Origin of the sequence: Streptococcus mitis (assembly GCF_047464945.1) — a bacterium.
Classification (GTDB): Bacteria; Bacillota; Bacilli; order Lactobacillales; family Streptococcaceae; genus Streptococcus; species Streptococcus mitis_EA.
Map to the genome: position 1 here is coordinate 308392 of NZ_JASHAX010000002.1, position 25823 is coordinate 334214.

23 protein-coding genes and 2 pseudogenes are annotated in these 25823 nt (G+C 36.7%); 24 read left to right on the plus strand and 1 reads right to left on the minus strand.

The window, feature by feature from the left end; all coding sequences use genetic code 11:
• Nucleotides 1-5 precede the first annotated feature (5 nt).
• From QM424_RS04130 to QM424_RS04230, 21 genes and pseudogenes are all read left to right on the plus strand, one after another.
• A complete protein-coding gene (locus QM424_RS04130; RefSeq protein WP_264340838.1) occupies nt 6-320 on the plus strand; it encodes a hypothetical protein in 315 nt (104 codons plus the stop codon).
• Nucleotides 320-1396: a helicase HerA domain-containing protein gene (locus QM424_RS04135; protein ID WP_414393166.1), complete on the plus strand. Its 1077-nt coding sequence runs from the start codon at nt 320-322 to the stop codon at nt 1394-1396. Before QM424_RS04130 ends, QM424_RS04135 begins: the two co-directional genes overlap by 1 nt.
• Nucleotide 1397: 1 nt before the next feature.
• The gene (locus tag QM424_RS04140) at nt 1398-2012 is read left to right on the plus strand and encodes a hypothetical protein (RefSeq protein ID WP_414393168.1); all 615 of its coding nucleotides are present in this window, start codon (nt 1398-1400) and stop codon (nt 2010-2012) included.
• Nucleotides 2013-2146: 134 nt separating this feature from the next.
• Nucleotides 2147-2713 carry a replication protein gene (locus QM424_RS04145; RefSeq protein ID WP_414393170.1) on the plus strand — a complete coding sequence of 189 codons (567 nt, stop codon included), beginning with the start codon at nt 2147-2149 and terminating at the stop codon, nt 2711-2713.
• A gap of 3 nt (nt 2714-2716) precedes the next feature.
• On the plus strand, nt 2717-2950 hold the full coding sequence (locus tag QM424_RS04150) for a DUF3173 family protein (RefSeq protein ID WP_000198709.1): 234 nt from the start codon (nt 2717-2719) through the stop codon (nt 2948-2950).
• 18 nt (nt 2951-2968) lie between these two features.
• Nucleotides 2969-4150, plus strand: a complete 1182-nt coding sequence (locus QM424_RS04155) for a tyrosine-type recombinase/integrase (RefSeq protein WP_414393173.1) — start codon at nt 2969-2971, stop codon at nt 4148-4150.
• Nucleotides 4151-4419: 269 nt separating this feature from the next.
• Entirely contained in the window at nt 4420-4593 is a 174-nt protein-coding gene (locus tag QM424_RS04160) for a hypothetical protein (protein ID WP_000159607.1), read from the plus strand.
• A complete protein-coding gene (locus QM424_RS04165) occupies nt 4590-5369 on the plus strand; it encodes a replication initiator protein A (protein WP_414393175.1) in 780 nt (259 codons plus the stop codon). The genes QM424_RS04160 and QM424_RS04165 overlap by 4 nt, the downstream gene beginning before the upstream one ends.
• 98 nt (nt 5370-5467) lie before the next feature.
• The gene (gene dcm / locus QM424_RS04170) at nt 5468-6826 is read left to right on the plus strand and encodes a DNA (cytosine-5-)-methyltransferase (RefSeq protein WP_414393215.1); all 1359 of its coding nucleotides are present in this window, start codon (nt 5468-5470) and stop codon (nt 6824-6826) included.
• On the plus strand, nt 6810-7259 hold the full coding sequence (locus QM424_RS04175) for a hypothetical protein (protein ID WP_042751129.1): 450 nt from the start codon (nt 6810-6812) through the stop codon (nt 7257-7259). Before dcm ends, QM424_RS04175 begins: the two co-directional genes overlap by 17 nt.
• Nucleotides 7252-7632 carry a thioredoxin domain-containing protein gene (locus QM424_RS04180; protein ID WP_414393177.1) on the plus strand — a complete coding sequence of 127 codons (381 nt, stop codon included), beginning with the start codon at nt 7252-7254 and terminating at the stop codon, nt 7630-7632. The genes QM424_RS04175 and QM424_RS04180 overlap by 8 nt, the downstream gene beginning before the upstream one ends.
• 12 nt (nt 7633-7644) lie before the next feature.
• On the plus strand, nt 7645-7878 hold the full coding sequence (locus tag QM424_RS04185; protein WP_000840776.1) for a hypothetical protein: 234 nt from the start codon (nt 7645-7647) through the stop codon (nt 7876-7878).
• 2 nt (nt 7879-7880) lie between these two features.
• Nucleotides 7881-8468, plus strand: a complete 588-nt coding sequence (locus QM424_RS04190; protein WP_070481920.1) for a CPBP family intramembrane glutamic endopeptidase — start codon at nt 7881-7883, stop codon at nt 8466-8468.
• 333 nt (nt 8469-8801) lie between these two features.
• On the plus strand, nt 8802-9101 hold the full coding sequence (locus QM424_RS04195) for a hypothetical protein (protein WP_000869753.1): 300 nt from the start codon (nt 8802-8804) through the stop codon (nt 9099-9101).
• Complete coding sequence (locus QM424_RS04200) at nt 9091-9579, plus strand: hypothetical protein (protein WP_414393179.1); 489 nt, start codon at nt 9091-9093, stop codon at nt 9577-9579. Before QM424_RS04195 ends, QM424_RS04200 begins: the two co-directional genes overlap by 11 nt.
• Complete coding sequence (locus QM424_RS04205; protein ID WP_414393218.1) at nt 9579-11456, plus strand: VirD4-like conjugal transfer protein, CD1115 family; 1878 nt, start codon at nt 9579-9581, stop codon at nt 11454-11456. Before QM424_RS04200 ends, QM424_RS04205 begins: the two co-directional genes overlap by 1 nt.
• A gap of 20 nt (nt 11457-11476) precedes the next feature.
• Entirely contained in the window at nt 11477-11719 is a 243-nt protein-coding gene (locus QM424_RS04210; protein WP_000627865.1) for a hypothetical protein, read from the plus strand.
• Between the two features lie 16 nt (nt 11720-11735).
• Nucleotides 11736-12589, plus strand: a pseudogene (locus QM424_RS04215) (VirB6/TrbL-like conjugal transfer protein, CD1112 family).
• A 53-nt stretch (nt 12590-12642) separates the two neighbouring features.
• Nucleotides 12643-13002: a PrgI family protein gene (locus tag QM424_RS04220; protein WP_005589911.1), complete on the plus strand. Its 360-nt coding sequence runs from the start codon at nt 12643-12645 to the stop codon at nt 13000-13002.
• A pseudogene (locus QM424_RS04225) lies at nt 12953-15309 on the plus strand (VirB4-like conjugal transfer ATPase, CD1110 family). Before QM424_RS04220 ends, QM424_RS04225 begins: the two are co-directional and overlap by 50 nt.
• An 11-nt stretch (nt 15310-15320) precedes the next feature.
• Nucleotides 15321-18134, plus strand: coding sequence for a phage tail tip lysozyme (locus QM424_RS04230; RefSeq protein WP_414393182.1), 2814 nt, complete (start codon nt 15321-15323; stop codon nt 18132-18134).
• A gap of 30 nt (nt 18135-18164) precedes the next feature.
• Here QM424_RS04230 and QM424_RS04235 read toward each other — a convergent pair whose 3' ends face one another.
• On the minus strand, nt 18165-18353 hold the full coding sequence (locus tag QM424_RS04235; RefSeq protein ID WP_071788347.1) for a hypothetical protein: 189 nt from the start codon (nt 18351-18353) through the stop codon (nt 18165-18167).
• Between the two features lie 18 nt (nt 18354-18371).
• Here QM424_RS04235 and QM424_RS04240 point away from each other — a divergent pair, with 18 nt between their 5' ends.
• The 3 genes from QM424_RS04240 (at nt 18372) to QM424_RS04250 (ending at nt 25789) form a co-directional block, all read left to right on the plus strand.
• Nucleotides 18372-18956 carry a PBECR4 domain-containing protein gene (locus tag QM424_RS04240; RefSeq protein WP_414393184.1) on the plus strand — a complete coding sequence of 195 codons (585 nt, stop codon included), beginning with the start codon at nt 18372-18374 and terminating at the stop codon, nt 18954-18956.
• A gap of 150 nt (nt 18957-19106) precedes the next feature.
• Nucleotides 19107-19517 (plus strand): thrombospondin type 3 repeat-containing protein, encoded by a 411-nt coding sequence (locus tag QM424_RS04245; RefSeq protein ID WP_014713375.1) that lies wholly within the window; start codon nt 19107-19109, stop codon nt 19515-19517.
• 47 nt (nt 19518-19564) lie between these two features.
• Nucleotides 19565-25789, plus strand: coding sequence for a DEAD/DEAH box helicase family protein (locus tag QM424_RS04250; RefSeq protein ID WP_414393186.1), 6225 nt, complete (start codon nt 19565-19567; stop codon nt 25787-25789).
• The last annotated feature ends 34 nt before the right edge of the window (nt 25790-25823 follow it).

Here is a 25823-nt window from a genome sequence, read left to right on the forward strand (position 1 = left end):
ATCAAATGAAAACACGTAATCGTAAAAGTGGCTATTCAGTCAATACCGCAAATGAGTACATTGACTCAAAACAAGCAATTTATTGCTTGAGTGTAGAACTTGAAACACAAATTAAGTTTGAAGACAATCAACCTACTGGAGAAATTATCGCTTACAAGTGTTGGTTCTCTCAAAAGGGACTTCCACCTTTCGTGGTAAAGTTTGAAAATGAAGTAATATTACCAGCCTATATGGCAATGGTACAATTTGAAAATCTTCAAGCATGTGAGGTCGGCTTTAATGTCTATTTTAAAGCTGATAATCTCAAGGAGGTCAAATAATGACCAAGAAGGAATTGTCACAATATCTTCTTCAAAGTCTCAATATGGGACTGGGAGCACTTATGCAGGGAGAAACAAGCTATACCAATAGCTTTGACTGCAAGATTATGGAAGAAGGATTTCTCTTTCTTCCCCGCTTACCAGCGGGATATATCATCGATGATGAACTCTATCAAAAAATATTCCTTATCGCTAATGCCACACTTTTCCCTCGCTACACTCTACTGAAACAAAACTCCGCATACTTTATGGCACTTGATACAGACGATATTCATGTTCAGCGTGGACTATTTTTTCCGTGGAAAGAGGGCGTATCTGAACGCTTAGTCATTTCTGACTTGGAAGATTTCTCAAACTCTCAAAAGGAAAATGTCATTCCAATCATGAAAAATCTGTCTCTAGATTATAACAAGGTCAATCATATTGCCATTGCAGGAAATTCAGGTTCAGGTAAGTCCTATACTCTGACCTACTTTCTGAGCCTCTTAAAAGGGATTTCTGAACTGATTATCGTTGACCCTAAGTATGATACCCCAAGCAGATGGGCAAGAGAAAATGGTATTGCGGTGATTCACCCGCAAAAGAATCGCTCCAAATCTGATTTTGTATCAGAAATCAATGAAAACCTAAGTTCGTGCTTAGACCTTATCCAACAACGTCAAGAAATTCTCTATGAAAATCCTGACCATGAATTCGACCATCTAACCATTGTTATTGATGAAGTTCTAGCACTTTCCGAAGGTGTAAACAAAGTTATCAAAGACTCCTTTTTCTCACTGCTTTCTCAAATCGCACTACTGGGGAGAGCTACTAAAACCCACTTACTGTTGGTATCACAGCGTTTTGACCATAATACGATTCCGATTTCAGCACGCGAACAAATTAATATATTAATACAGATTGGAAACATTAATAAAAGGACTACACAATTTTTGTTTCCCGACCTTGACCCTGAAGGCATTGTCATTCCGATTGGAAAAGGAACAGGCTTGATTCAAATCATTGATAATGAACACCCTTATCAAGTATTGCCTCTCCTTTGTCCAACCTACTACACTAAGAAAGGTATTTTGTAATATGAAAAGAAGTTTCTTTCAAAAAACGTTTAATTTTAACCTGAATTTACTTTTCTTTGGTTTCGTTACCTTCTTACTAAGTTATGGATTTCATGTACTAGGTAAACAAATCAAGATAAGTGCTTTCTTGAATTCTCAATCAGTCTTTGTAGATATTCAAACAAAGTTACAAGTGGTAGAACAATGTATTCAGTCACTTTCATATTTGATTGTACTGATTGGTATTATCCTAATCATAATTGAACTTAGTCAGAGAATCTTGAAAGATTCTGTATGGAACTATTTCAAATCTATTTACCAAACCTTACGATTGAGACAATTTCTTAGACAGGAGGAACATTCTGAACCTGTTATGACAATAGAAAATCAGACAGTCACTCGATTTAATCCTGTTCTAAGAAGTTTCAATCGAGAGGTTTCCAAGTGTACGGTGGATGTCAGAAAGGATTCTGTTTCTGTCTTTCTAAAAGTACCTAAAACTCAACAGGCACAAAAACTCTTACGAGAAATGGAAGAACATATCAAAGAGGAAGTTTCAAGCCGAAATCCCAAGTATTATTTCTCTGCACCAAATCGGGAGAAAGGTAAACTTTGGTTTATGGGTGCTAAACGATAAGGGAAAGGGTGGTGCTTGGCTCACGAAGTGAAAGCCAAAAGTACCACTCTTTCTTATCGCTGTTTTAATTCGTGTGTAATGGGGTTACTACGACCACCATTACACCAATAATCAATAATCACGAAAGGAAGTATATGACAAAAGATAAACGCTCGAATAAATGGGCATTTCTGCTCTATCAGGAAAGTGCGCCTGAAAATTATTTAGAGGTACTTGAAAACTTGCATATTCCCTTTGCTTTGAGTCCGTGGCACGATAGAGACGTGAACAAGGAAACAGGGGAATTAAAAAAGGCTCACAAACATGGAGCGCTCTTCTTTGAATCTCTAAAAAGTTACTCCCAAGTCTCTGAACTGTTGACTAAGCACCTGAATACACCTAGTCACATTGAAGTTATCATGTCCCCTAAAGGCATGTATGATTATTTTATTCATGCGGAGAATCCAGATAAAACACTATATGATATCAATGATATTGAATCGGGTTGCGGATTTGAATTAGACAAATTTCTTACTAGTAATAACCATGATAAATTTTTATCTCTGATAATTGACATTATCGAAGAATATAATTTTACTGAGTTTAATAATCTGGTTAGATATGCGAGAACTGAAAACCCTCACTTACTTAACTTAATAATGGACAAAACCTATTTCTTTGCGAAATATTTGGATTCAAGAAGATATGCAAGGAGGAAGTAACGATTGACAAGAACAATAAATCATAAAAGATTAATGGAGCTTGGCTTTCCAGAGCATACTGCAAGAAATATTATTAAACAATCAAAAGCGATAGCAGTAGCAAAGTTTGAAGAAACTAGCAATTCTACAAATAATTTGGTAAAATTGAGGAAATCGCCCTTTGAAAATTCTAGACTAGACCTTGCGCCTACTTATATTGTAGAAGATTTGTTAGGCTTCGAGTTACCTTTTAAATAAAGAAGGGAAACTTAGAAAATGGCAAATAAAAAATACCGTGGTGTATCACGGGATAAACAAGGAAGAATATATTATCAAACTGAGTTCAAGGCTAATAATATAACTGGTAAACGCCAACGCAAAAAAAGCTATAAAGACCAATTTGGAAATCCCTTTCGCTCCGAAAAGCAAGCATATGATGAACTTTGTAGAGTGAGGGTTGAATTCCAAATGAAAGATAATAATGATGGGTACTATCTAAGTTTTTCTCAATACATGGAAGAAGTATATCTACCTTATTACAAACAAACGGTTCAAGCTGTCACTTATCGAACAGCTTTAACACATCACAAAATGTTTGTTGAAATCTTTGGTAGCAAAAGACTTTCTGAAATTGATGTTCGAGAGTGCGAAAAATTCAGGATATATCTGATTGAAAAGTATTCACCAAATTATGCTAAAGGCGTATGGATTCGATTTAAGCATTGTATTGGGTACGCAGAGAGGCTGGGATATATTGATGAATTTCCTTGCAAATCTCTTGATAATCCGAAAGGGAAACGACCAGATACAAAGTTTTGGACTCTAGAAGACTTAAAAAAAGTAGTCGCCACCTTTGACCTACGGGATTATGAAGAAAGGCATAGATTTACTGCCATATGGCTCTATTTCTTTACGGGTCTTCGTGTATCAGAAGGATTAAGTTTAATTTGGTCTGATATTGATTTCGACAAAAAGCTCTTACATGTTCAAAGTACACTGGAGTATGAAGGAAACGGAGTCTTTACTCGCAAAAATCAAACTAAAACTTCAGCTGGTATAAGGTGGATTGAGTTAGATGATGAAACTGTAAATGTTCTTCAAAAATGGCGTTCAATTCAAGTGGAAAATGATGATGACAGCTACGTGTTAGCTAGATTCGGAAAACCACTCAGTAAATGCACATTGAGTAGAATTCTAAAACGTCAAGCTAAAAAAGCAGGAGTAGAAGTAATAAGTGGTAAGGGACTTAGACATTCACATGACTCTTTCTTGATAAACGTTCTTGGGAAAGATGTACTATATGTTTCTCAACGTTCTGGGAGAGTGGATAAAGCAACAACCTTAAACACCTATGCACATATCTATGAGAGTCAAAAAGCAACAGGCGGTAAAGATATCACTCAAGCATTATTTAAGTTTGGAGTATCGGCAAACCCCACCAAAACCCCACTAAGCTAAAAAATAATTACAGAAATGTTGTTAAAACAGCGTTTCAAGGATTAGTGTAACTGTTACTCTTAAATAAGAGGCATATACCAATTAGAAATCGGAATACTATAGTATCAGCCTTTTAGAATCGTGAACACATTTTAGAAACTGATAAATTAATTTAGTTTCCTACCAAAAACCCTACCAAAAATTAATTTGGCAGGGTTTTTCTTTTTAACAAATTTATCGTGGAGAACAATTGAATATTGTTCTCCTTTTTTTTATTTTCAGGAGGGAAAATGACAAAGGAATTACAATCATCACGCTATATTGTCATTTCATTTTTAGTACGTGAAATGGGAATTGATATTGTTGAAGCCATCTCTCTTATGGCTGAATTAGAAAAAAGTGGCTTGGTTCGATTGGAATCAAGTGGAGATTTAATACTCAAAGAACTAGGAGGAGCGCTATGAAACGAATTACCGCAAATCAATACCAAACTTCAGAACGGTATTATAAATTACCTAAAATTCTTTTTGAGGATGAGAAATATATGGATATGAAACTAGAAGTAAAGGTGGCTTATTCTATTTTAAAAGATCGTTTAGAATTATCTCTTAGTCGTGGTTGGATAGATGAAGAAGGGGCGGTTTATTTAGTATTTTCTAATTCTAAACTGATGAGGCTGTTAGGTTGTTCGAAGTCAAAACTACTATCAATCAAAAAAACTCTTAAAGAATATGACTTAATTGATGAAGTTCAACAGTCTTCAAGTGAGAAAGGAAGACTAGCTAATAAGATTTATTTAGGGGAGTTGTCTTCTACCCCAGTAGGTAATTCAAACAGGCCTAGTGTTAAAAAAAGACTAGGGCAGGTTGAAAATGAAACGGCCCCCGTCTCACATTCAGCCCCTAGTGAGACTGAAGTTAGTGAGACTAAATATAGTGAGACTGATTCTTTATTTATTGAGGATGAGGAAGAAAGGAATACTCAACCTATCTTGAGAAGAAAAGTAGAAAAGGTCACAAAATATGATCGAGATTATATTTGGGGATTGGTACAAGATCAATTTAGACGAGAAGGTTTTTCTGAAACAGCCAGTGATATAGCTATGACTGATTTTGAAAGAATCTATCAGTATGCTCTAGATAATGTTCACTTTGTTAGACGAGCGGAAGTACTTGCTGAATTTGTGTTTAATGGCCTGTATTCTGTTTGGAATAACCGTGTTAGAAAAGGAGGTGGTTAAATGTCGTCAATCGAGTGGATATTAGTTTTGCTCATTTTAATTTCAAGCGGTATGACTCTTTGGGCATTGATAGTCGATCAGAAAGGGGTGATAAAGAAATGAGATTTATTGATTTATTTTCAGGTATCGGGGGTTTTCGACTAGGAATGGAAAGTGTTGGACACGAGTGTATTGGATTTTGTGAGATTGATAAATTTGCTAGGAAATCTTATAAGTCCATTTTTCAAACGGAAGGAGAAATAGAATTTCATGACATACGAGATGTTTCAGATGACGAATTTAAAAAACTCAGAGGGAAAGTCGATGTCATCTGTGGGGGATTCCCTTGTCAAGCATTTTCAATCGCAGGAAGACGATTGGGATTTGAAGATACTAGAGGAACTTTGTTCTTTGAAATTGCTCGAGCGACCAAACAAATCCAACCACGTTTTCTTTTTCTTGAAAATGTTAAAGGCCTACTCAATCACGATAAGGGACGGACGTTCACCACAATTCTTACCACACTTGATGAGTTGGGGTTTGATGTTGAGTGGCAGGTGCTTAACAGTAAGGATTTTGGCGTTCCCCAAAACAGAGAGAGGGTGTTTATTATCGGACATTCTAGAAAGAAAGGTACCAGACTCCTATTTCCTTTCAGACGAGAAGGTCAAGCAACTAACCCTGAGACTTTGAAAGCACTAGGGAATTTAAATCCATCAAAAAGTGGAATGAGTGGTAAAGTCTATTATTCAGAAGGTCTTGCGCCAACCTTAGTTCGTGGAAAAGGAGAAGGATTTAAAGTTGCGATTCCTTGTATGACACCTGACAGATTAGAAAAGAGACAAAATGGTAGACGTTTCAAGGATAATCAAGAGCCAATGTTTACTTTAAATACTCAGGATCGCCATGGTATTGTCGTTGTTGGAGATTTACCAACTAGCTTTAAGGAAACTGGTCGCGTCTATGGAAGTGAGGGCTTATCTCCAACACTGACTACGATGCAAGGTGGAGATAAAATCCCCAAAATACTGATTCCAGAACCAATCCAATTTCTAAAAGTCCGGGAGGCAACGAAAAAAGGATATGCTCAAGCAGAGATTGGAGATTCAATCAATTTGGAAAGACCAAGTTCTCAGTATCGTCGTGGTAGAGTTGGAAAAGGTATAGCGAATACGTTAACAACTAGTGGGCAAATGGGAGTAGTAGTGGCTAGTTATGAAGGAGAAGATAAACAAATTTATCATGTAGCCGGTGTCTTAATTGATGGGCAATTTTACCGTTTGAGGATACGACGAATCACTCCTAAAGAGTGTTTTCGACTGCAGGGCTTTCCTGATTGGGCTTTTGAATCTGCTAGAAAAGTCTCTAGTAATAGTCAGCTCTATAAACAAGCTGGTAATAGTGTAACCGTTCCTGTGATTGCTGCAATCGCAAAGAAATTAAAAGAAATAGAGGAAAAAGATGAAAGCGTTAAATAAAGAGTCAATACTATATTGTGATGAATTAGAAACAGAATTACATGATGCAGAAATGATGCAGTTGGATGAACAAATATTTTTGATGCCCAATTATCCATGTGAGTTTGAAGTGAAATTTTTAGATTATTACCATAAAAAACACAATTACCCACTATTTTATGAATCCTATCTTCAAAACATTATGGAATTCCTTGAAAGTCAGGATATAAAGAACGGAGCTGATGCCTTTGTAGATGATAATCATAATCTTGTTTTTGTTTTATATGGGCAAGGCTATCGAGCCGAGGGAAAAGAGGGAATACTTACAACCCAAGTAACTGTAAAAGCTTATGATGAAGACAAGAAATCAGTTAACTTCTCAAATTTATTAGATTCCTTAATCGTTTCAGAATATCAAATGGAACCGAATCTTTGGGAGGTCTCCCATGATTGATCTCTATCTAAGTAAAAATAGCCAAAGAAATCAATTTCTTTTAGAATTCTTCCAAAACTATGGTATCGAGGTATCTTGTCATTCAGTTTCTGAAATGACAAAGGACAAATTAATTGAGATGATGAGCTATTCTTCAGATTGTTTCGAGTTTTTATCTCCCAATTTATTACGATTTAAGAACTGTGACAATTTAAGATTAACGGATTTTATTGAAATGATATTAAAAAATCCTGAACTAACCATCAGACTTCCTCTTGCGGTTTCAAATAAGCGAGTTTATCCAAATCTGAATCTGGAGGAGGCTAGAGCTTTATTGCCAAGAGATACGAAACAATTGATTTACATGGCACAAACACATTATTTATCTAACTAAAGGAGAAGCAATATGGCTGAACGATTTTGGGAGAACTTGTCCATTATTTTGGCTGAAAGAAATATTAGCTGGATTGAGTTAACCAGAAAAATGTTTGCGGGAGAGTTTCACTATCCAAGTGAATTGAATCGTTTGTATCAAAAGATACGCCACTACAAGATGGAACAACGAATGCCTCAAAGTCCATGGGTAGAAAGGATTGTGCAGGTATTAGATTTAGATTATGAAGATTTATTTCGGAGGTAACTATGAAAAGAATAATTCCAGTTTATATATTCCAACAAGTAAATGTCCTATTGCTATCTCTATACTTACTGAAATTTCTTTGTATCGGTGAGTTAACTATACTAGAGATTCTCTATGGAGCGTCGCTCATTTCTTTTTTATGGATGTATGGCCAACGCAAACAAGCTCATAAGGTCAATATGAAATCTAGGATGAAATGGCTTGGTATTGGATTCATTAGCCTACTGATTATAAGTCTATGTTTTAGTCTGATCCATGCTCAAGGAACCACGAATCAAGCAAACTTAATTGGACTTCAACATCAAGTTCCTTGGTTTTCATTTTTATTGTTCTTAATCAATGCGAGTATGGTTGAAGAATTTCTGTATCGAGAAATTATATGGAATTTGGTGAGAAAATTAGATATTCGAGTTGCGTTGACAAGTGTTTTATTTGCCTTAGTACATCATCCAGGAACCATTCTAGCTTGGTGTTTATATGTTTCACTTGGGATGTTTTTAGGGATGGTACGCTATAAATCGGACTTATGGGGCAGTATGGGTCTACATTTGGTGTGGAACCTACTAGTTTATAGTTTGCTGCTTTTTTAGACCAAATTAGCTTGTTTTAGGGAAATGAAATGCTAACGTTATGTAACAATGTTAGTCTTTTATTTCAAAATTTTTGTTTAGTATGAATTTAGCTCTACAGAAAAATAAGAAATGTGATAAAAATTTCAACTACTCTTATCTATAATAAAGCTACCTGTTCTTTGAAAATTGAATCCACTCCGTCTTGATTAGCGTGCCTGTGTAAGTAGGGACTGAGAGTATTTCCCTGTGAAGGGCAACTGGCACAAGACGTGTGTGAGAAATTTCTAACAGACACGGAGTTTATCGTTACCAGACTTAAACGATGCGACAAACTAGATAAAGGAGTTAATCATGAAAGTAGTAAACTTGTATGATTTGAAACAAATGGGAAATAAAGGTGGTTGTACCATCCAATTGATTCATCACTTTCCCTTTGGTATGGGCTTAGGACACCTCAAAAAAGACTACATTGAATTTAAACGTGTTGGTATCTTTGATGGGAAGGCAGTAGAAGTCACTCTTCGAGAACCTTATTCGAGAGATCTACTGCAGGTTGTCAAGTCAATTAAGCAACGTCAGAAATTGATAGCTTATCGCTATAAAGAAGGAAAGCTGCTATTTGTTAAGAAGGAGGCATCAGATGTCCTCTGAACAACAGGAACGAATGGCGGTTCAATATGCAGAGCGTAGTCTGTTATTTACTGTAAGAAGTCTCTTAAAGATTCTAGAATGGTCAAGACGTCAGGCTTTATCACAGGATTCCGCCTATAAGATAGGGGTACAGAAATTAGAAGAATTGCTACAATCTCCCTATGCGATTGATACGATTAATCTGAAAAAAGATTTTTTAGACAAACCAATTGATATAGAGAAGTTTAAAGCTTTTTTAGAAAAAGAAGAGATTCCTTTAGCCATTGCTTGGCAAGGGGATTCTCTACATTTCTACACGAAAGACCGTTCAATTCTAGACAATCATTTAGACCATCTATTATCGAAAATGGTTAATGATCCGGAGAAATTAGCTGATTTTACCATGGATAAGTCTTTAGACGATGCAATTGATGAAGCTAAATCCCAAATTACCTTTAGACAAGAAGGGGCCGTCAAACAGAAAGAGATGGTGAGATGATGTACAGTGGAAAGAAATTCCTACTATTCTCACTGTTAGGCATCTTACTAGGCTATCTTTTTCATCGTTTGACGCTTTTGTATGATTCCTATACTGGAAATACCTTAGATAAATGGACTCATCTTCTGATGGAAGGTCAAGATGAAGTTCTTCAGTCGCCATGGAATGTTTCTTTTACTGGAAAATCAAGTGCTTTTTTTCTACTAGGTTTTGTGATGATGTTGCTGGTTTATCTCTATCTAGAGACTGGTAAAAAACAATACCGAGAAGGTGTAGAATACGGGAGCGCCCGTTTTGGAACTCTAAAGGAAAAGAAGCTCTTTTACGGTAAGGAATTTTCTCATGATACGATCTTAGCACAAGATGTTCGTTTGACATTATTAGATAAAAAACCACCCCAATATGATAGAAATAAGAATATTGCGGTGATCGGAGGTTCAGGAAGTGGGAAGACATTCCGATTTGTGAAACCCAATCTGATTCAGATGAATAGTTCTAATATTGTAGTGGATCCTAAAGATCACTTGGCCGAGAAAACAGGCAAACTCTTTTTAGAACATGGCTACCAAGTAAAGGTGTTAGATTTAGTCAATATGAAGAACTCAGATGGCTTTAATCCTTTTCGCTATATAGAGACAGAAAATGATTTGAATCGTATGCTGACGGTTTATTTCAATAACACCAAAGGCTCAGGCTCACGTAGTGATCCATTTTGGGATGAAGCTTCTATGACTCTGGTTCGAGCTTTAGCCTCCTACTTGGTCGATTTCTATAATCCACCTAAAACAAGAGAACAGCTCATAGAAGAAAGTCGTTTAAGTCAAAAGGAATACCAAAACTTGTTGAAACGTCAAAAAAAAGAAGAGGAAGAGCGAAAAAAACGAGGGCGTTATCCAAGTTTTGCTGAAATCTCAAAACTCATTAAACACTTATCCAAGGGTGAGAATCAAGAAAAAAGTGTCTTAGAAATTCTATTTGAAAATTATGCTAAAAAGTATGGGACTGAAAATTTTACCATGCGAAATTGGACAGATTTCCAAAATTATAAGGATAAGACTCTGGATTCTGTTATAGCTGTAACCACTGCTAAATTTGCCCTCTTCAATATTCAAAGTGTCATGGATTTGACCAAAAGAGATACCCTTGATATGAAGACATGGGGCCAGGAAAAATCAATGGTTTACTTAGTTATCCCAGATAACGATAGTACCTTTCGCTTTCTTTCAGCCCTCTTTTTTTCAACCGTATTTCAAACCCTAACAAGACAAGCAGATATTGATTTTAAGGGTCAATTGCCTCTTCATGTGAGGGTTTATTTAGATGAGTTCGCAAATATCGGAGAAATTCCAGATTTTGCTGAACAAACCTCAACAGTCCGTTCTCGGAATATGAGTCTCGTTCCCATTCTTCAAAATATTGCCCAACTTCAAGGGCTCTATAAAGAAAAAGAAGCTTGGAAAACCATTTTGGGGAACTGTGATAGCTTAGTCTACTTAGGTGGTAATGATGAAGATACCTTTAAATTTATGAGTGGCTTACTCGGTAAACAAACCATTGATGTTCGAAATACTAGTCGTTCCTTTGGCCAGACAGGTTCAGGATCCCTTTCTCATCAAAAGATTGCTCGTGATTTAATGACACCTGATGAGGTCGGAAATATGAAACGGCATGAATGCTTGGTTCGAATTGCCAATATGCCTGTCTTTAAAAGCAAAAAATACAATTCCATCAAGCATCCAAACTGGAAGTACCTAGCCAATCAAGAAACCGATGAACGGTGGTGGAACTATCAAATCAATCCTTTGAATCAAAGACAAGAAAATCATCTTGACGGCCTTAGAATTCGTGATTTAACTTTTGAATCTAGTTTAAAATAAAAATAGAAAAGAGGAAATAGATGATTACGCATTTTAAAGGTTTTGTTTATGGAGTAGACGCAAGTGCTATGTTTGCACAAGCTATGTCTTTGTTACAGAAGGGATTGATTGCGGTTGGTGCCTTTCTCGTTGTTGTGGGGATTGTCAATCTTGCAACCAACATTAAAGATGGTGGACCAGGTGTTCGGAATGCCATTCTTGAAATTGTCGGTGGAGTTATGGTCGGGGCTGCTGGAGCCTTTGTAACCCAGATTTCAATTTAGGAGGATAAACAATGACATGAATCTTAGTTTAGTCTCACCCTTTGTTTACCTTGCATCTGAAAAAATATCAGCTGAAAATTTATTTGAAGGATTTAATGTGGATTTACAATCTACGGTAGATCTGATTAAATCTCTATCTAGCTACAATCCAACAGTTTGGACTTATATGTCTAGTATTACTAAAAGTGTCATGCAGCCTCTTGGAGTTGCGATTTTATCAGTTGTTCTCATCTTAGAATTTTCTAAGATGGCTAAGAAAATTGCTAACTCAGGAGGAGCGATGACCTTTGAAGCCTTAGCGCCGATGTTGATTAGTTATATTATGGTCGCAGTTGTAATTACCAATACTACCGTTATTGTAGAAGCTATCATCGGGATTGCGAGTCACGCCATGAACAAGTAGCTTCGATTGTGGCTCACGGTGGGGCAAAGTATGATACAATCTCTGGATTAAAGGGGTCAGGATTTATTGGCAGGATGATTGTGGGCTTTTTCGCCCTTCTCATTTGGCTTGTTCGAATAGTAAGTGCAGCCATGGTTAATCTGTTGGTATCTATTCGATTTATTCAACTCTACCTTATGATTCCATTTGCCCCTCTTACGATTCCAACATTTTTAAGCGATGAATGGAAATCTATTGGTATTGGCTATTTAAAAAATATTATGGTCTATGCGGTACAAGGGGTTCTTATTTTTCTGATTGTTTCGCTTGTTCCTTTATTTGAATCTGCTGGGAAAATAGCTGTTTCAAATGGTGCAGGAGTCTTGCAATCACTTGCGATTATGTTTGGTAGTTTGATACAAGCTATCTTACTGATTATTGCCCTCGTTGGTTCTCAACGTACGGCTCTCTCAATTTTAGGTATGTAATTAGATAAAGGCTAGGAAGTGATTGCTTCTTAGCCTTTTTAGAAAGGAAAGTCATGAATACACGTGTCTTTAAAGACATCTCAAAATACCAACACAGGGCTTGGTTAGGCTTCACCACAAGACAAATCATCTTTGTTTTACCAGCCTTTATTGTCACAATTATTGTTTTGGGCTTGAATCTCTTTTTCTGGCAATTTGGAGATTGGTTTGTTTACGGTTTTGTGTTTGCCTTTACCATTCCCCTCATGCTTTTTGGAGTCTATAAACCCAATGATTTATATTTTGAACATTATTTGAAATACCGTCTTCATTTTGAATTAACGGTTCCACTACGCACAATTACAGGAAAGAAAGGACTTGAACATGAAAAGAAAATCAAATACATTAAAGAAACAAAAAACTTCAATGACTAATAAAAAGAAAGAAGTTAAAGGGAAAAAGAGGAAGTGTTACCCTCTACGGCTAATACTCTCTCTTATCAAGCCCTGTATCAAAATGGTCTAATGCAGGTAAAAGAAGATTATTTCTCACAAAGCTATTTACTTGGTGATGTCAATTACCAGACCGTTGGTTTAGAAGATAAAGGCGCAATCATTGAGAAGTATTCTGATTTGATTAACTCCCTAGATGATCAAACTAACTTCCAATTGACTATCTTTAATAAAAGATTGAATTTAGAAAAGTTTAGACAAAGTGTTTTGTATGAGGAAAAAGAAGATGGGTATGATACCTATCGTAAAGAATTGAATCGGATGATGAATCAAAATTTAGATAGTGGGGAAAATAACTTTTCAGCTGTGAAACTGATTAGCTTTGGTAGAAAGGATTCTAATCCCAAACAAGCCTATCGTTCCTTGTCTCAAATAGGCGAATATTTCAAGAGTGGTTTCTCAGAAATTGATGCACGATTTGAATCCTTGGCTGGAGAAGAACGGGTGAACTTGTTGGCAGATATGCTTAGAGGAGAACACCATCTTCCTTTTTCTTACCGTGATTTAACGAGATCTGGTCAGACAACTCGTCACTTCATAGCACCTAATCTCTTGGATTTTAAAAACAAGAATTACCTACAAATCAATGACCGCTTATTGCAGATCGTCTATGTCAGAGACTACGGCATGGAATTAGGAGATCAGTTTATTCGAGACCTCATGCAAGGAGATTTGGAATTGATAGTGAGCCTTCATGCTCAAAGTTCGACCAAGGCAGATGCCATGAAGAAACTACGAACAAAGAAGACCTTAATGGAATCCCAAAAGATTGGGGAGCAACAAAAACTTGCCCGTACAGGTATCTATTTAGAAAAAGTAGGCCATGTTTTAGAAAGTAATATCGATGAAGCTGAGGAACTCTTAAAAACCATGACCGAGACAGGAGATAAACTATTTCAAACAGTCTTCTTGATTGGTGTATTTGGTCAGGATGAAGAAGAACTCAAACAAGCCCTAGACACGATTCAACAAGTGGCCGGCTCAAATGACCTAATGATTGATAAACTTCCATATATGCAAGAAGCAGCCTTTAATAGTTTGCTGCCATTTGGTTGTGATTTTTTAGAGGGCGTATCACGGAGTTTATTAACGTCCAATGTAGCAGTGAATTCTCCATGGACTTCAGTAGACTTACAAGACCGAAGTGGGAAATATTACGGTATCAATCAAATCTCAAGCAATATTATTACCATTGATCGAAGCCTATTAAATACACCGTCTGGTCTGATTTTAGGGACATCTGGAGCTGGGAAAGGGATGGCAACCAAGCATGAAATTATCACGACCAAAATCAAAGAATCTGGTGAAAATACTGAAATTATCATTGTGGATCCAGAAGCAGAGTACAGTATCATTGAACGGGCTTTTGGTGGAGAAATGATTGATATTGCGCCAGATTCCCAAACCTATCTCAATGTCCTTGACTTGTCTGAAGAAAATATGGATGAAGATCCTGTAAAGGTAAAATCAGAATTTCTTTTATCCTTTATCGGCAAGTTATTGGATAGAAAAATGGATGGAAGAGAAAAATCGATTATCGACCGAGTCACCAGACTCACCTATCAGTCATTTAAAGAGCCTTCTTTGGAAGAATGGGTTTTTGTCTTGAGTCAACAACCAGAAGAAGAAGCGCAGAATTTGGCACTTGATATGGAACTGTATGTTGAAGGTTCTCTTGATATTTTTTCTCATAAGACCAATATTCAGACTGGATCTAATTTCTTGATTTATAACGTTAAGAAGTTAGGAGATGAGCTGAAACAAATCGCCCTTATGGTGGTTTTTGATCAGATATGGAATCGCGTCGTACGGAATCAAAAATTAGGGAAGAAGACCTGGATTTATTTTGATGAAATGCAGCTTCTCTTATTAGATAAATATGCCAGTGATTTCTTCTTTAAATTGTGGAGTCGTGTCAGAAAATATGGAGCCAGTCCGACTGGAATAACTCAAAATGTTGAAACCTTATTGTTAGATCCAAATGGTAGACGGATTATTGCAAATAGTGAATTTATGATTCTCCTCAAGCAAGCAAAAAATGACCGAGAAGAATTGGTTCAACTCTTAGGCTTGTCAAAAGAACTTGAAAAATATCTAGTCAATCCAGAAAAAGGGGCTGGACTAATAAAAGCTGGTTCGGTTGTCGTTCCCTTTAAAAATAAGATTCCTCAAGGTACTCAATTGTTTGATATCATGAGTACGGATCCTGATAAAATGGCTTCTAATTAAGAGGAAGGTAAATGAAGGATAAAAGAGAAATCATACGTGCACGAAAGGCATTTAGAAGAAGTCTAAAAGATGAGAAGAAATTCTTGAAACAAGGAAAGAAGGAGGTGAGGAAACAGAAAAAAGATTCCGCTGTACTGGATGAAAAAGCATGGAAAAAAGAGATAAAAGAAAAGCTAGAGGAGATGAGAGAAGCTTCAAAGGAGAGAGTAAAACAAGCAAATGAAGACTATAATCATATTCTTCAAAATAGTCCTCCATCTCTTTTGAATCGGAAAGAATTAAGAGACAGACGATTGCCCCATGCTAGGAAACGATTGAAAATAGCCAAGGAGCAATTTAGAGAAGCAAAGGTAGAAGCAAAATCAGAAAGAAAAGAGAGTCGTAAAGAAAGAAAAAACAACCAAAAATTTCTTTATGGTCAGGAATCGAAACAAAAATCTAATTTTTTCTTTCAAGGGAAGAGTTTAGAAGAATTAAAAGCTAAGAAAGAAGTCAAGGCCGCAAAAGAGAATCTAAAATCGACTAAACAAGCCTATAAGTCCAAAAAAGTCAGTAGGAAAGCCAAAACTTTTCTTTATGTCCTTGGACGTGAAGGAGGAGAGTTAGCTTCAGAAAATGAAGATTTAGAAGGCTATCGCACGCTTCAAGAGACTATCAGAAAAGGAAAACGCTACAGTCGGCTTTCTTATAACATTGGGAAAGCTAGTGTCAAAACAGGACAAGCAACAGGTCGTTTTACCAAGAAGAGACTAACCAACACAAAAGAGCGATACCATCATTTTAAGGCTGGAAAAGGATGGAAACTAGCGACAGATAATCCAAGTTCCTTTAAAAATCGATTTCGAAAATTAAAGAAACAAGGTCTTACAAGTGTCCGAAATATCTATCAGAAACTAAAAGCAGCCTTTTCCTTCTTTACATTTGCGGTTGGAAATCCTGCAACCTGGATAGTTGGAGGATTAGTCTTTCTTCTCTTACTTATGATGAGCTTCTTTTTAGGATTTTCATCTGCTAGTTTGATTCAACAAGATGAATTTGAATTAACAAAAGCTTATATCCACCTAACCTGGGAAGATGCAGAACATACTCGTACAAATGACAAAGGAATTACCTATTACACAAAAGTTGATGATGTGATGGGGTATATGAATTTTAAATTCCATGACTATGAGTTACACAAACCAGTTCACTTATTTAGTTCAGAAACTTACAAGGATTACCTGTCTACTTTGTGGCATGATTTAAACGATGGGGAAGATTTGAAATCCATGCAAGACCTTTATGAAACTCCTAAGTATAAACTATCAAAAGATGATCAAGAGGAAATGAAGGAACTAAAAGAAGAAGGTGTTTATGCTTCCATGCAGGAATTGGACAATCCATTTGAGGGGAAAAGTAACGAAGATAGTCTAACCATGACTTATCGTTATGGATACTATGATTTAGACGGCAAACCTACCCTTCAGGAGTACATTCTACTAGAAGCGAAGGCTCACCAAAGGATTGTCGCACCAATGGATGGTGTTGTATCTCTAGACGGTGATAATGTTATTCTCACTAACGGAAAAGGAGAGAATGAGAGTCGCTTAACCTTATATTCCATTCATAATGGCCGTGCGATTGAGGGGACAAGAGTCCTAACGGGTGATGTTATCGGTGAAACACCAGATGATACAGGTTTGAAAGTTTCCTATCAAAAGTATAAGAACAAGAAAGAAAAATTGGTGTATGTCAATCCGCAATTTTATTTCCCAAAAGTCATTCAACTTCAGACTACTATCTTACCTGCCATTGGTCAGTTTGGTGGGGATGAGTTTGAACGAGCAAAACATATTTATGAGTTTTTAAAATCTCAAGGGGCAAGTCCCCAAGCCATTGCAGCAATTTTAGGAAATTGGTCGGTAGAGTCTTCTATTAATCCTAAACGTGCTGAAGGGGATTATTTATCTCCTCCAGTTGGCGCTACCGATTCCTCATGGGATGATGAAAGCTGGTTAGCAATTGGAGGTCCATCCATTTATGGAGGTGCGTATCCTAATATTCTTCATAGAGGTCTAGGTTTAGGGCAATGGACGGATACTGCAGATGGTTCAACACGTCATACAGCCTTGTTGAATTATGCACATATCAAAAATAAGAAGTGGTATGATTTAGACCTCCAACTTGATTTTATGCTTCATGGGGATAGTCCTTACTATCAAAGTTGGTTAAAGGATTTCTTTAAAAATACGGGCAGTGCAGCCAATCTAGCCCAACTCTTCCTCACCTATTGGGAGGGAAATTCTGGTGACAAACTACTGGAAAGACAAACCAGAGCAACGGAATGGTATTACCAAATTGAAAAAGGTTTTAGCCAAACAAATGGAGGACAGGCAAAGAGTGACCCGCAATCCCTTGAAGGGGTTCGTGGGGACTTGTATGATCATTCTGTTCCTGGTGGTGGAGATGGTATGGCCTATGCCTATGGACAATGTACATGGGGTGTTGCGGCTCGCATGAACCAGTTAGGCTTAAAATTAAAAGGAAGTAATGGAGAGAAGATTTCAATCATTAATACTATGGGAAATGGTCAGGACTGGGTTGCGACAGCTTCAAGTCTTGGTGGGGAAACTGGCTCTACACCAAGAGCAGGTGCTATTGTTTCTTTTGTAGGAGGTACACATGGCACACCAGCTATCTACGGTCATGTGGCTTTTGTCGAGAAGGTCTATGATGATGGTTCTTTCCTTGTGTCTGAAACCAACTATGGTGGCAACCCTAACTATACCTTTAGAAAAATCTCGCAAGCAGATAGTGCCATTAGTTTTGCCTATACTACGAAATAGAAGAGTTTACACTTGAAATTTTAGCTATTTTCAGGTAAAATAAATAGTGTAGATGAGTGGTCGGCTCATGGTCAATCTGATAGTAATCTTGGACATAAGGGCCAAGCGGTGGCGGACACCAGAACGAAATCCGATAGCAATCTTGGACGTAAGGGCCAAGCGGTGGCAGACACCAGAATAAACCGACTGACTAGGTGGCTTACAGACTCTGTAAACCACCTTTTTTGTGAGGAAAATATGGAAAATATGGAAATTATGGAAAATTTTGAAGTTTATCGTAATCCTAATTACACCGAAAAAATAAAACTTCAGCGTTTTTTTACACAGTTACAAATTGCGGCTTCTTTTTTTAAAAAACACTTTGTTGGCAAAATCATGTATTATGAAACGGAAATTGAAAGTGTTGAGCTTCATTTTTCACCTACTAATTTCATGCACCTATGTGGTGTTGATTACCAAAAAGGTGCAGGCAGTTTCTTTGACGATTGTTTAAATAAACATGTCATAATTGATGAGTTGAAAATAAAAAAAGATGGAACCACGATGCAAAAGTTACAAGTTTTAGGATCCATTGAGGAGTTATTGGGAAAGCATGTTCATCTAACTGGTTCAGGACGTTATTTGCATTTGGAGTTTGATTATGCTCTACGTACAAGAAAACAGATACTAGCATTAACATTGAAAGAGACCTCTAGGAAAATTGTTCCTCAATCTTTATTAGATTTGAAGAGAAAGACAGTATTTCCAAAAGGTGAAAAAGTAATTTCTATTTACTCAAAACATTTACAAACATCGGAACTTTTTTATTATTTAAAAGATTAGTTTACATATCTTTTGTGGCATAAAATATATTTTTATCATTTTAAGGAGAACGAGGTTTTGGCTCGTTCTCTTTTTTGTTGTGATACTTCTTTCAAGGAATATTTGGTAGGATTGGAGTGAAAAAAGATTAACTAGGAAAGAAGGAAGTATATGGAAGCCATTTATCAACGTGATTCGGATCAAGATGGACTGACTGATGCTCAAGAATTGGCGCTAGGAACCAATCCTCTTAGCGCAGATTCTGATGGTGATGGTCGTTCAGATTTAGTGGAAATAGAAGAAGGAACCAATCCCTTAGAAAAGGATTTACAAGACATAGACCAAACAAGTATCACTGAACCGTCCTCAGTATTTATGGAAATGAAACAAAAGATTTCAGATATGATGGAGAGTCACTACAAGGAATTTATACAGGCTCTGATTAGTATTGAAACAGGGATTGAAAACCAACAAGACCTAGAAGACTTATATACTTACTACATGAGAACGGATGCCGTTTCTCTTTTATCTAGTGATTTAGAAATCAGTCCTCAAGAGGTTGAAATGGAGATAGAGTTGTAGGGGAATCATGTGATTCTCCTATTTTCGTATAGATGAAAGGAGCGAGTATGGAAGTAATACAATTATTGGCTATGTTTCGTGGAACAATTCCAAAAGATAGAGAGAAAATGGACTTATTTCTTCGTTATCAAGCGCAACATTTTGATGAGAAATGGCAGGACTTGGTAGAGAGTTTTTTGGCTGAAGAGGGTAAGATAGAAGAGATACCTCATGTCTATTCGTTTCATCAAGATATTGTTTCTTTCTTAGAGGCCAGTTCCGAAAATCATGACCAAGATTTAGAAAGTTACACAAGAAATTTTGGACAAGCAGGTCTAAGTAAATTATCTCAATTAAGTAATTTTGAGAAAAACTTGGTGCTAGAAGTCGCAACCTATAACCTTTCCACTCGATTTTATACCCAATCTGAAAAAGAGAAGTTAGAACCATTAAGTGAGCTTGTATGTCATCAGAAACAGGATGTCAATTTAGTCAATGTCTATCGGGTTGCGAATAATCTATCTGACCGCATTAGTAGAGATATAGAGGAGTTTCTTCTAATGGTTGATTCCAAAGAACTAAAAAAAGAGGTTCTTGAGATTCATTTTGAAGAAAAAGAAGGAGATGTTCTAGCCTATTTGGGTTCAGAATTGATGGCTACTTTAGATACTGTTACGGATTTTGTCCATCATGAAGAAAACTACAAACAACTACCACTGACACAAAAGCTGAAGATTATTACTCATTTTGATGAAGTAAAGGCTATAAGAGAAAAGTCTAAGCAAGTAGAGGAAGCAGTCTTACCTTTAGATAATATTGACCAGGTAGAAGAAAATGTGGAAGTTCATTCCCTATCTAAAGTAGATAAAATTGTAGAAGAAGCTTTGAGGGAATATCCAATCGGCTCACAAGTAAGTTATAAAGGACAAGTATTTCAGTTGGTTTCGATTGAAAATGCACAGTTAAATGACTTAGTTCGCCTAGAGCTATTCAATGATTCCAACCAGTTATTTGAAGAGAATCCTATCTTATACTTGAACAGTTTTGAAGAGATTGAACAAGTATTGTCTCTTGTAGAACATGAAAAAGAAGATTCAGAGATTGAGATTGCTTCATCAAGTGAAAGTCAGGAAATAGATTTGTTTTCCTACCTGGAAGAAGAAAATGAAAAGGGAAAGGATAAGGAAACAAAACCTTTAATTTCAGGTAGAGAAGAGACGGATGTCCCTGTTCAAGATTTTGTTTTTCCAGATGATTTAGAGGACTTTTATCCTAAGACAAATCGAGAAAAAATTGAAACGAATATCGTCGCAATTGATCTTGTTAAAAGATTAGAAAAAGAGGGACGACAAGCGAATCCAGAAGAACAAGAACTACTAGCCAAGTATGTCGGTTGGGGTGGTCTTGCCAATGAATTTTTCGATGAACTCAATCCAAAGTATGAAACAGAACGTTTAACTCTTAAGAGCTTAGTAAGTAAATCAGAATACTCCACTATGAAACAAAGTTCTCTCACAGCCTATTATACAGATCCAATGATTATTCGCCAGATTTGGCAAAAGTTACTGGATGATGGTTTTGAGGGAGGAAGGATATTAGATCCTTCTATGGGGACTGGGAACTTCTTTGCGGCTATGCCTAGAAGTATACGAGAGAAATCAGAACTCTATGGGGTTGAATTAGACAGTGTGACAGGCGCAATCGCAAAACAACTCCACCCCAATACCCATATTGAAGTGCGAGGATTTGAAGAAGTGCCCTATCAAAATAATAGTTTTGATTTAGTCTTAACGAATGTTCCTTTTGGAAATTTTCGCATTGCCGATAAAAACTATGATAAACCTTATATGATTCATGATTACTTTGTCAAACACTCACTTGATTTAGTAAGAGACGGAGGACAAGTGTCGATTATCTCATCTATTGGGACAATGGATAAGCGGACAGATAATGTCTTACAAGAGATTAAATCCAATACTCATTTTTTAGGGGGAGTTCGTTTGCCGGATACGGCTTTTAAAAAGATTGCAGGTACTCGAGTGACCACAGATCTCCTCTTCTTTCAAAAGGATCAAGCAAAGAATCTTAATGAAGAGGGACTTGTTTTTAGTGGTTCTATTCTCTTTGAGGAGGATAAGCGTGTCTGGATCAATCCTTATTTTGATGGGAAATACAACACACAAGTTTTGGGTGAATATGAGGTACGTAATTTTAATGGAGGAACTCTCAATGTTAAGGGGGTATCAGAAACATTAGCTACTGACATAATGGAAGCATTAGAGAATGTGGAAGAACCTAAACCAATTGATAATTCTTTGAAAGCACCTGTTTTTATCCAAGAAGAAGTGGATCATTCGATCCCAAGTCGTATACGTGAGGACTTAGCGCTCTATTCTTTTGGATATGAGGGAAATCAAATTTATTACCGAGATACGCATGGCATTCGGAAAAGTTCAAAAGTAGACGAAATTAGTTATTATGTAGATGAGAAGGGAGATTTTAAAGCTTGGGACAGTTCTTTGTCTGAACATAAAATAGACCGATTCGTGCAACTTCATTTGACTGATGAGGAAGCACTAGATGTTTACAAGTCAGAAGAAGCGAGTAAAAGAGGGAAATATAAGGGCTTGTTCAAAAAAACAGTCTTTTATGAAAGCCCCTTATCGGATAAGGATATTAATCGTATTAAGAGCATGGTTGATTTGAGAGAAACCTATCAATCCTTAATTGAAATTCAACGTCATCCAGATTATAGTCGAACAGATTTTCAGGTATTACTTAGTAAACTCAATCGTGACTATGACCGCTTTGTAAGTCAATTTGGATACTTGAATGCCTCAGTTAATCGGAACTTATTTGATAGTGACGATAAGTATTCCTTACTAGCTAGTTTAGAAGATGAATACATTGATTCTAAAAGTCAGAAAGTAAAATATAAAAAATCTTTAGCTTTTGAGAAAGCATTGGTTAGGCCGGAGAGAGTAATTACAAGAGTTTCAACGGCTTTAGATGCCTTAAACTCTAGTTTATCGGATGGTAGAGGGGTTGATTTAGACTATATGGTATCAATTTACCCTGAACATAGCCAAGCTGCTATTTTAGATGAGTTAGGAGACCAGATTTTAATGGATCCAGAAAGCTATTTAAGAGGGGAAAGAAGATATCTTTCTAAGAACCAGTTTTTATCAGGAGATATTCTCAACAAGATAGAAGTAGTTCAACTATTAGTGGAGGAAAACAATCAAGATTGTGACTGGTCCCATGCTTTAGATTTGTTAGAATCTGTTCGCCCTCCACGGATTCATCTGGCAGATATTGAGTTTAAAATAGGTTCACGTTGGATTCCTCAATCCGTTTATGGTAAATTTGCCTTTGAATGTTTTACCAATCGTGAATTTGAATTGTCTTCTCCTGATGTTGAACAAGTCATTGAAGTGAATCCTGTCGATGGGCAGGTTCATTTAAGGACATCATTTGCTTATCGCTATCCAAGTGCCAAAGATAGTAGTCTTGGAGTTAGTGGGTCACGTTATGATACAGGAAGAAAGATTTTTGAGAATTTACTAAATTCAAACCAACCGACGATTACTATGACTGTTACGGAAGGAGAAAAGAAAAAGACCATCACAGATTTGGAAAAAACCTCTGTTCTAAGAGCAAAAGAGCAGCATTTACAAGAACTCTTTCAAGACTTTGTCTCACGGTATCCAGAAGTCCAACAAGTCATTGAAGAAAGTTACAATCGTCTTTATAATCGAACGGTTAGTCGAGAGTATGACGGTAGCCATCTAGTCATTGATGGCTTGGCACAAAACATCAGTCTTCGTCCTCATCAAGAGAATGCCATTCAAAGAATCGTAGAAGAAAAAAGAGCCTTATTAGCTCATGAGGTAGGTTCAGGAAAGACCTTGACCATGCTTGGTGCTGGGTTTAAATTAAAGGAGTTGGGGATGGTTCATAAGCCCTTGTATGTAGTGCCCTCTAGTTTGTCTGCTCAATTTGGTCAAGAAATCATGAAATTTTTCCCTACTAAAAAAGTCTTTGTGACTACTAAGAAAGATTTTGTGAAGGCGAGAAGAAAACAATTTGTGTCACGTATTATTACAGGAGATTACGATGCCATTGTCATTGGGGATTCTCAATTTGAAAAAATCCCAGTCAGTAAGGAAAGACAGATGAATTATATAGAGGATAAACTCAATGAACTACGAGAGATTAAAACACATTCTGAAAATAAGTATACCGTTAAAGAAGCAGAGCAATCAATAAGTGGTCTAGAGAAACAATTGGAAGAACTCCAACGTTTTAATCGTGATAGTTTTATTGATTTTGAGAACTTAGGAATTGATTTTCTCTTTGTGGATGAAGCACATCACTTTAAAAACATTCGTCCAATTACTGGACTTGGGAATGTAGCAGGGATTACTAATACAACTTCTAAGAAGAATGTGGATATGGAAATGAAGGTGCGACAGATTCAGGAAGAACATGATTTTAAAAACATTGTCTTTGCGACAGGAACACCTGTTTCCAATTCTATTAGTGAGTTGTATACTATGATGAACTATATTCAGCCAGATATCTTAAAACGCTATCAAGTTGATTATTTTGACTCTTGGGTAGGTGCTTTTGGAGAAATTCAAAACTCTATGGAATTAGCTCCTACAGGGGATAAGTACCAACCTAAGAAACGATTTAAAAAGTTTGTCAATCTTCCTGAGCTGATGAAAATCTATAAAGAAACAGCCGACATTCAAACACAAGATATGTTGGATTTACCTGTACCAGAAGCCCATATTATCCCTATTGAGAGTGAGTTAACTGAAAACCAGAAACTCTATTTAGAAGAATTGGTTATGAGGTCAGATATGGTCAAATGTGGAACCGTTGATCCGAGCCAGGATAACATGTTAAAGATAACAGGTGAGGCACGGAAACTAGCTATTGATATGCGTTTATTGGACTCTAGTTATAGTCTAGCAGACAATCATAAACTGCTTCAGGTAGTGGATAATGTTGAGAGAATTTATCGTGAAGGAATGGAAAATAAGGCTACTCAGATGATTTTTTCAGATATTGGCACACCTAAGAAAAAAGATAATGGCTTTGATGTTTATTCTGAGATTAAGGCTTTATTAGTTGATAGAGGAATCCCTAGTATGGAAATTGCCTTTGTACATGATGCCAATAGTGATGAAAAGAAGAATAGCTTGTCTCGAAAGGTTAATGCAGGAGAGGTTCGGGTTCTTCTTGCCTCAACTGAAAAAGGAGGAACAGGTTTAAATGTTCAGAGCAAGATGAAAGCAGTTCACCATCTGGATGTACCGTGGAGACCAAGTGACATTCAGCAACGTAATGGACGTATTATCCGACAGGGAAATGAAAACAAGGAAGTGGATATTTACCACTATATTACCAAAGGTTCGTTTGATAATTATCTATGGGCAACTCAGGAGAACAAACTCCGTTATATTAAGCAGATTATGACTTCTAAGGAGCCGATTCGTGCTGCGGAAGATATTGATGAACAGACTATGACAGCTTCTGATTTTAAGGCACTAGCAACAGGTAATCCTTATCTCAAATATAAGATGGAACTAGAGAATGATCTAACTCTATTAGAAAATCAAAGACGCGCCTTTCAACGCAGCAAGGATCACTATCGTCATACAATCTCTTACTGTGAAGAAAATATGCCCATTCTTGAGAAACGATTAAGCAAGTATGATGGCGACATTCAACAGTCTGAAATGTCGAAAGACCAATCATTTTCTATGACGATAGGTAAACAAGTTTTTGAGCAACGAGCTGAAGCAGGTGAATCCCTACACCGTCTTATCCGTCATAATCAATCTGACAGCAAAGAATTTCGAACCCTAGCAAGTTATCGAGGATTTGACATTAAAATGCTTAGTCTACCAACGAATCAGCCTCTTCCTGAAACCTTCTCTGTTAAGATTGTAGGAGAAAATCAGTATTCTGTCAGTTTGGATTTGTATTCTCCTTTGGGGACAATTCAAAGGCTTCAGCATACGATAGATCACATTAAAGATGACCAAGTGAAAACTCAGAACTTATTGGATGAATTAAAGGATAAATGGACTACTGCTAAGGTAGAAATTGAGAAAAATTTTCCAAAGGAAGAGGATTATCAAACTAAAAAGGCCGAATACGATGTACTCGCGCCATTGATTGAAACAGAAACGGATTTAGATATTATTGATCAGGCCTTACGACAATTCCACGAAAAAGGAAAAGAAAAGCAAGAACAACTTTCTTTTGAATTAGATTAAAAAATAGATATAAATAGCGGACAAGAAAAGAAAA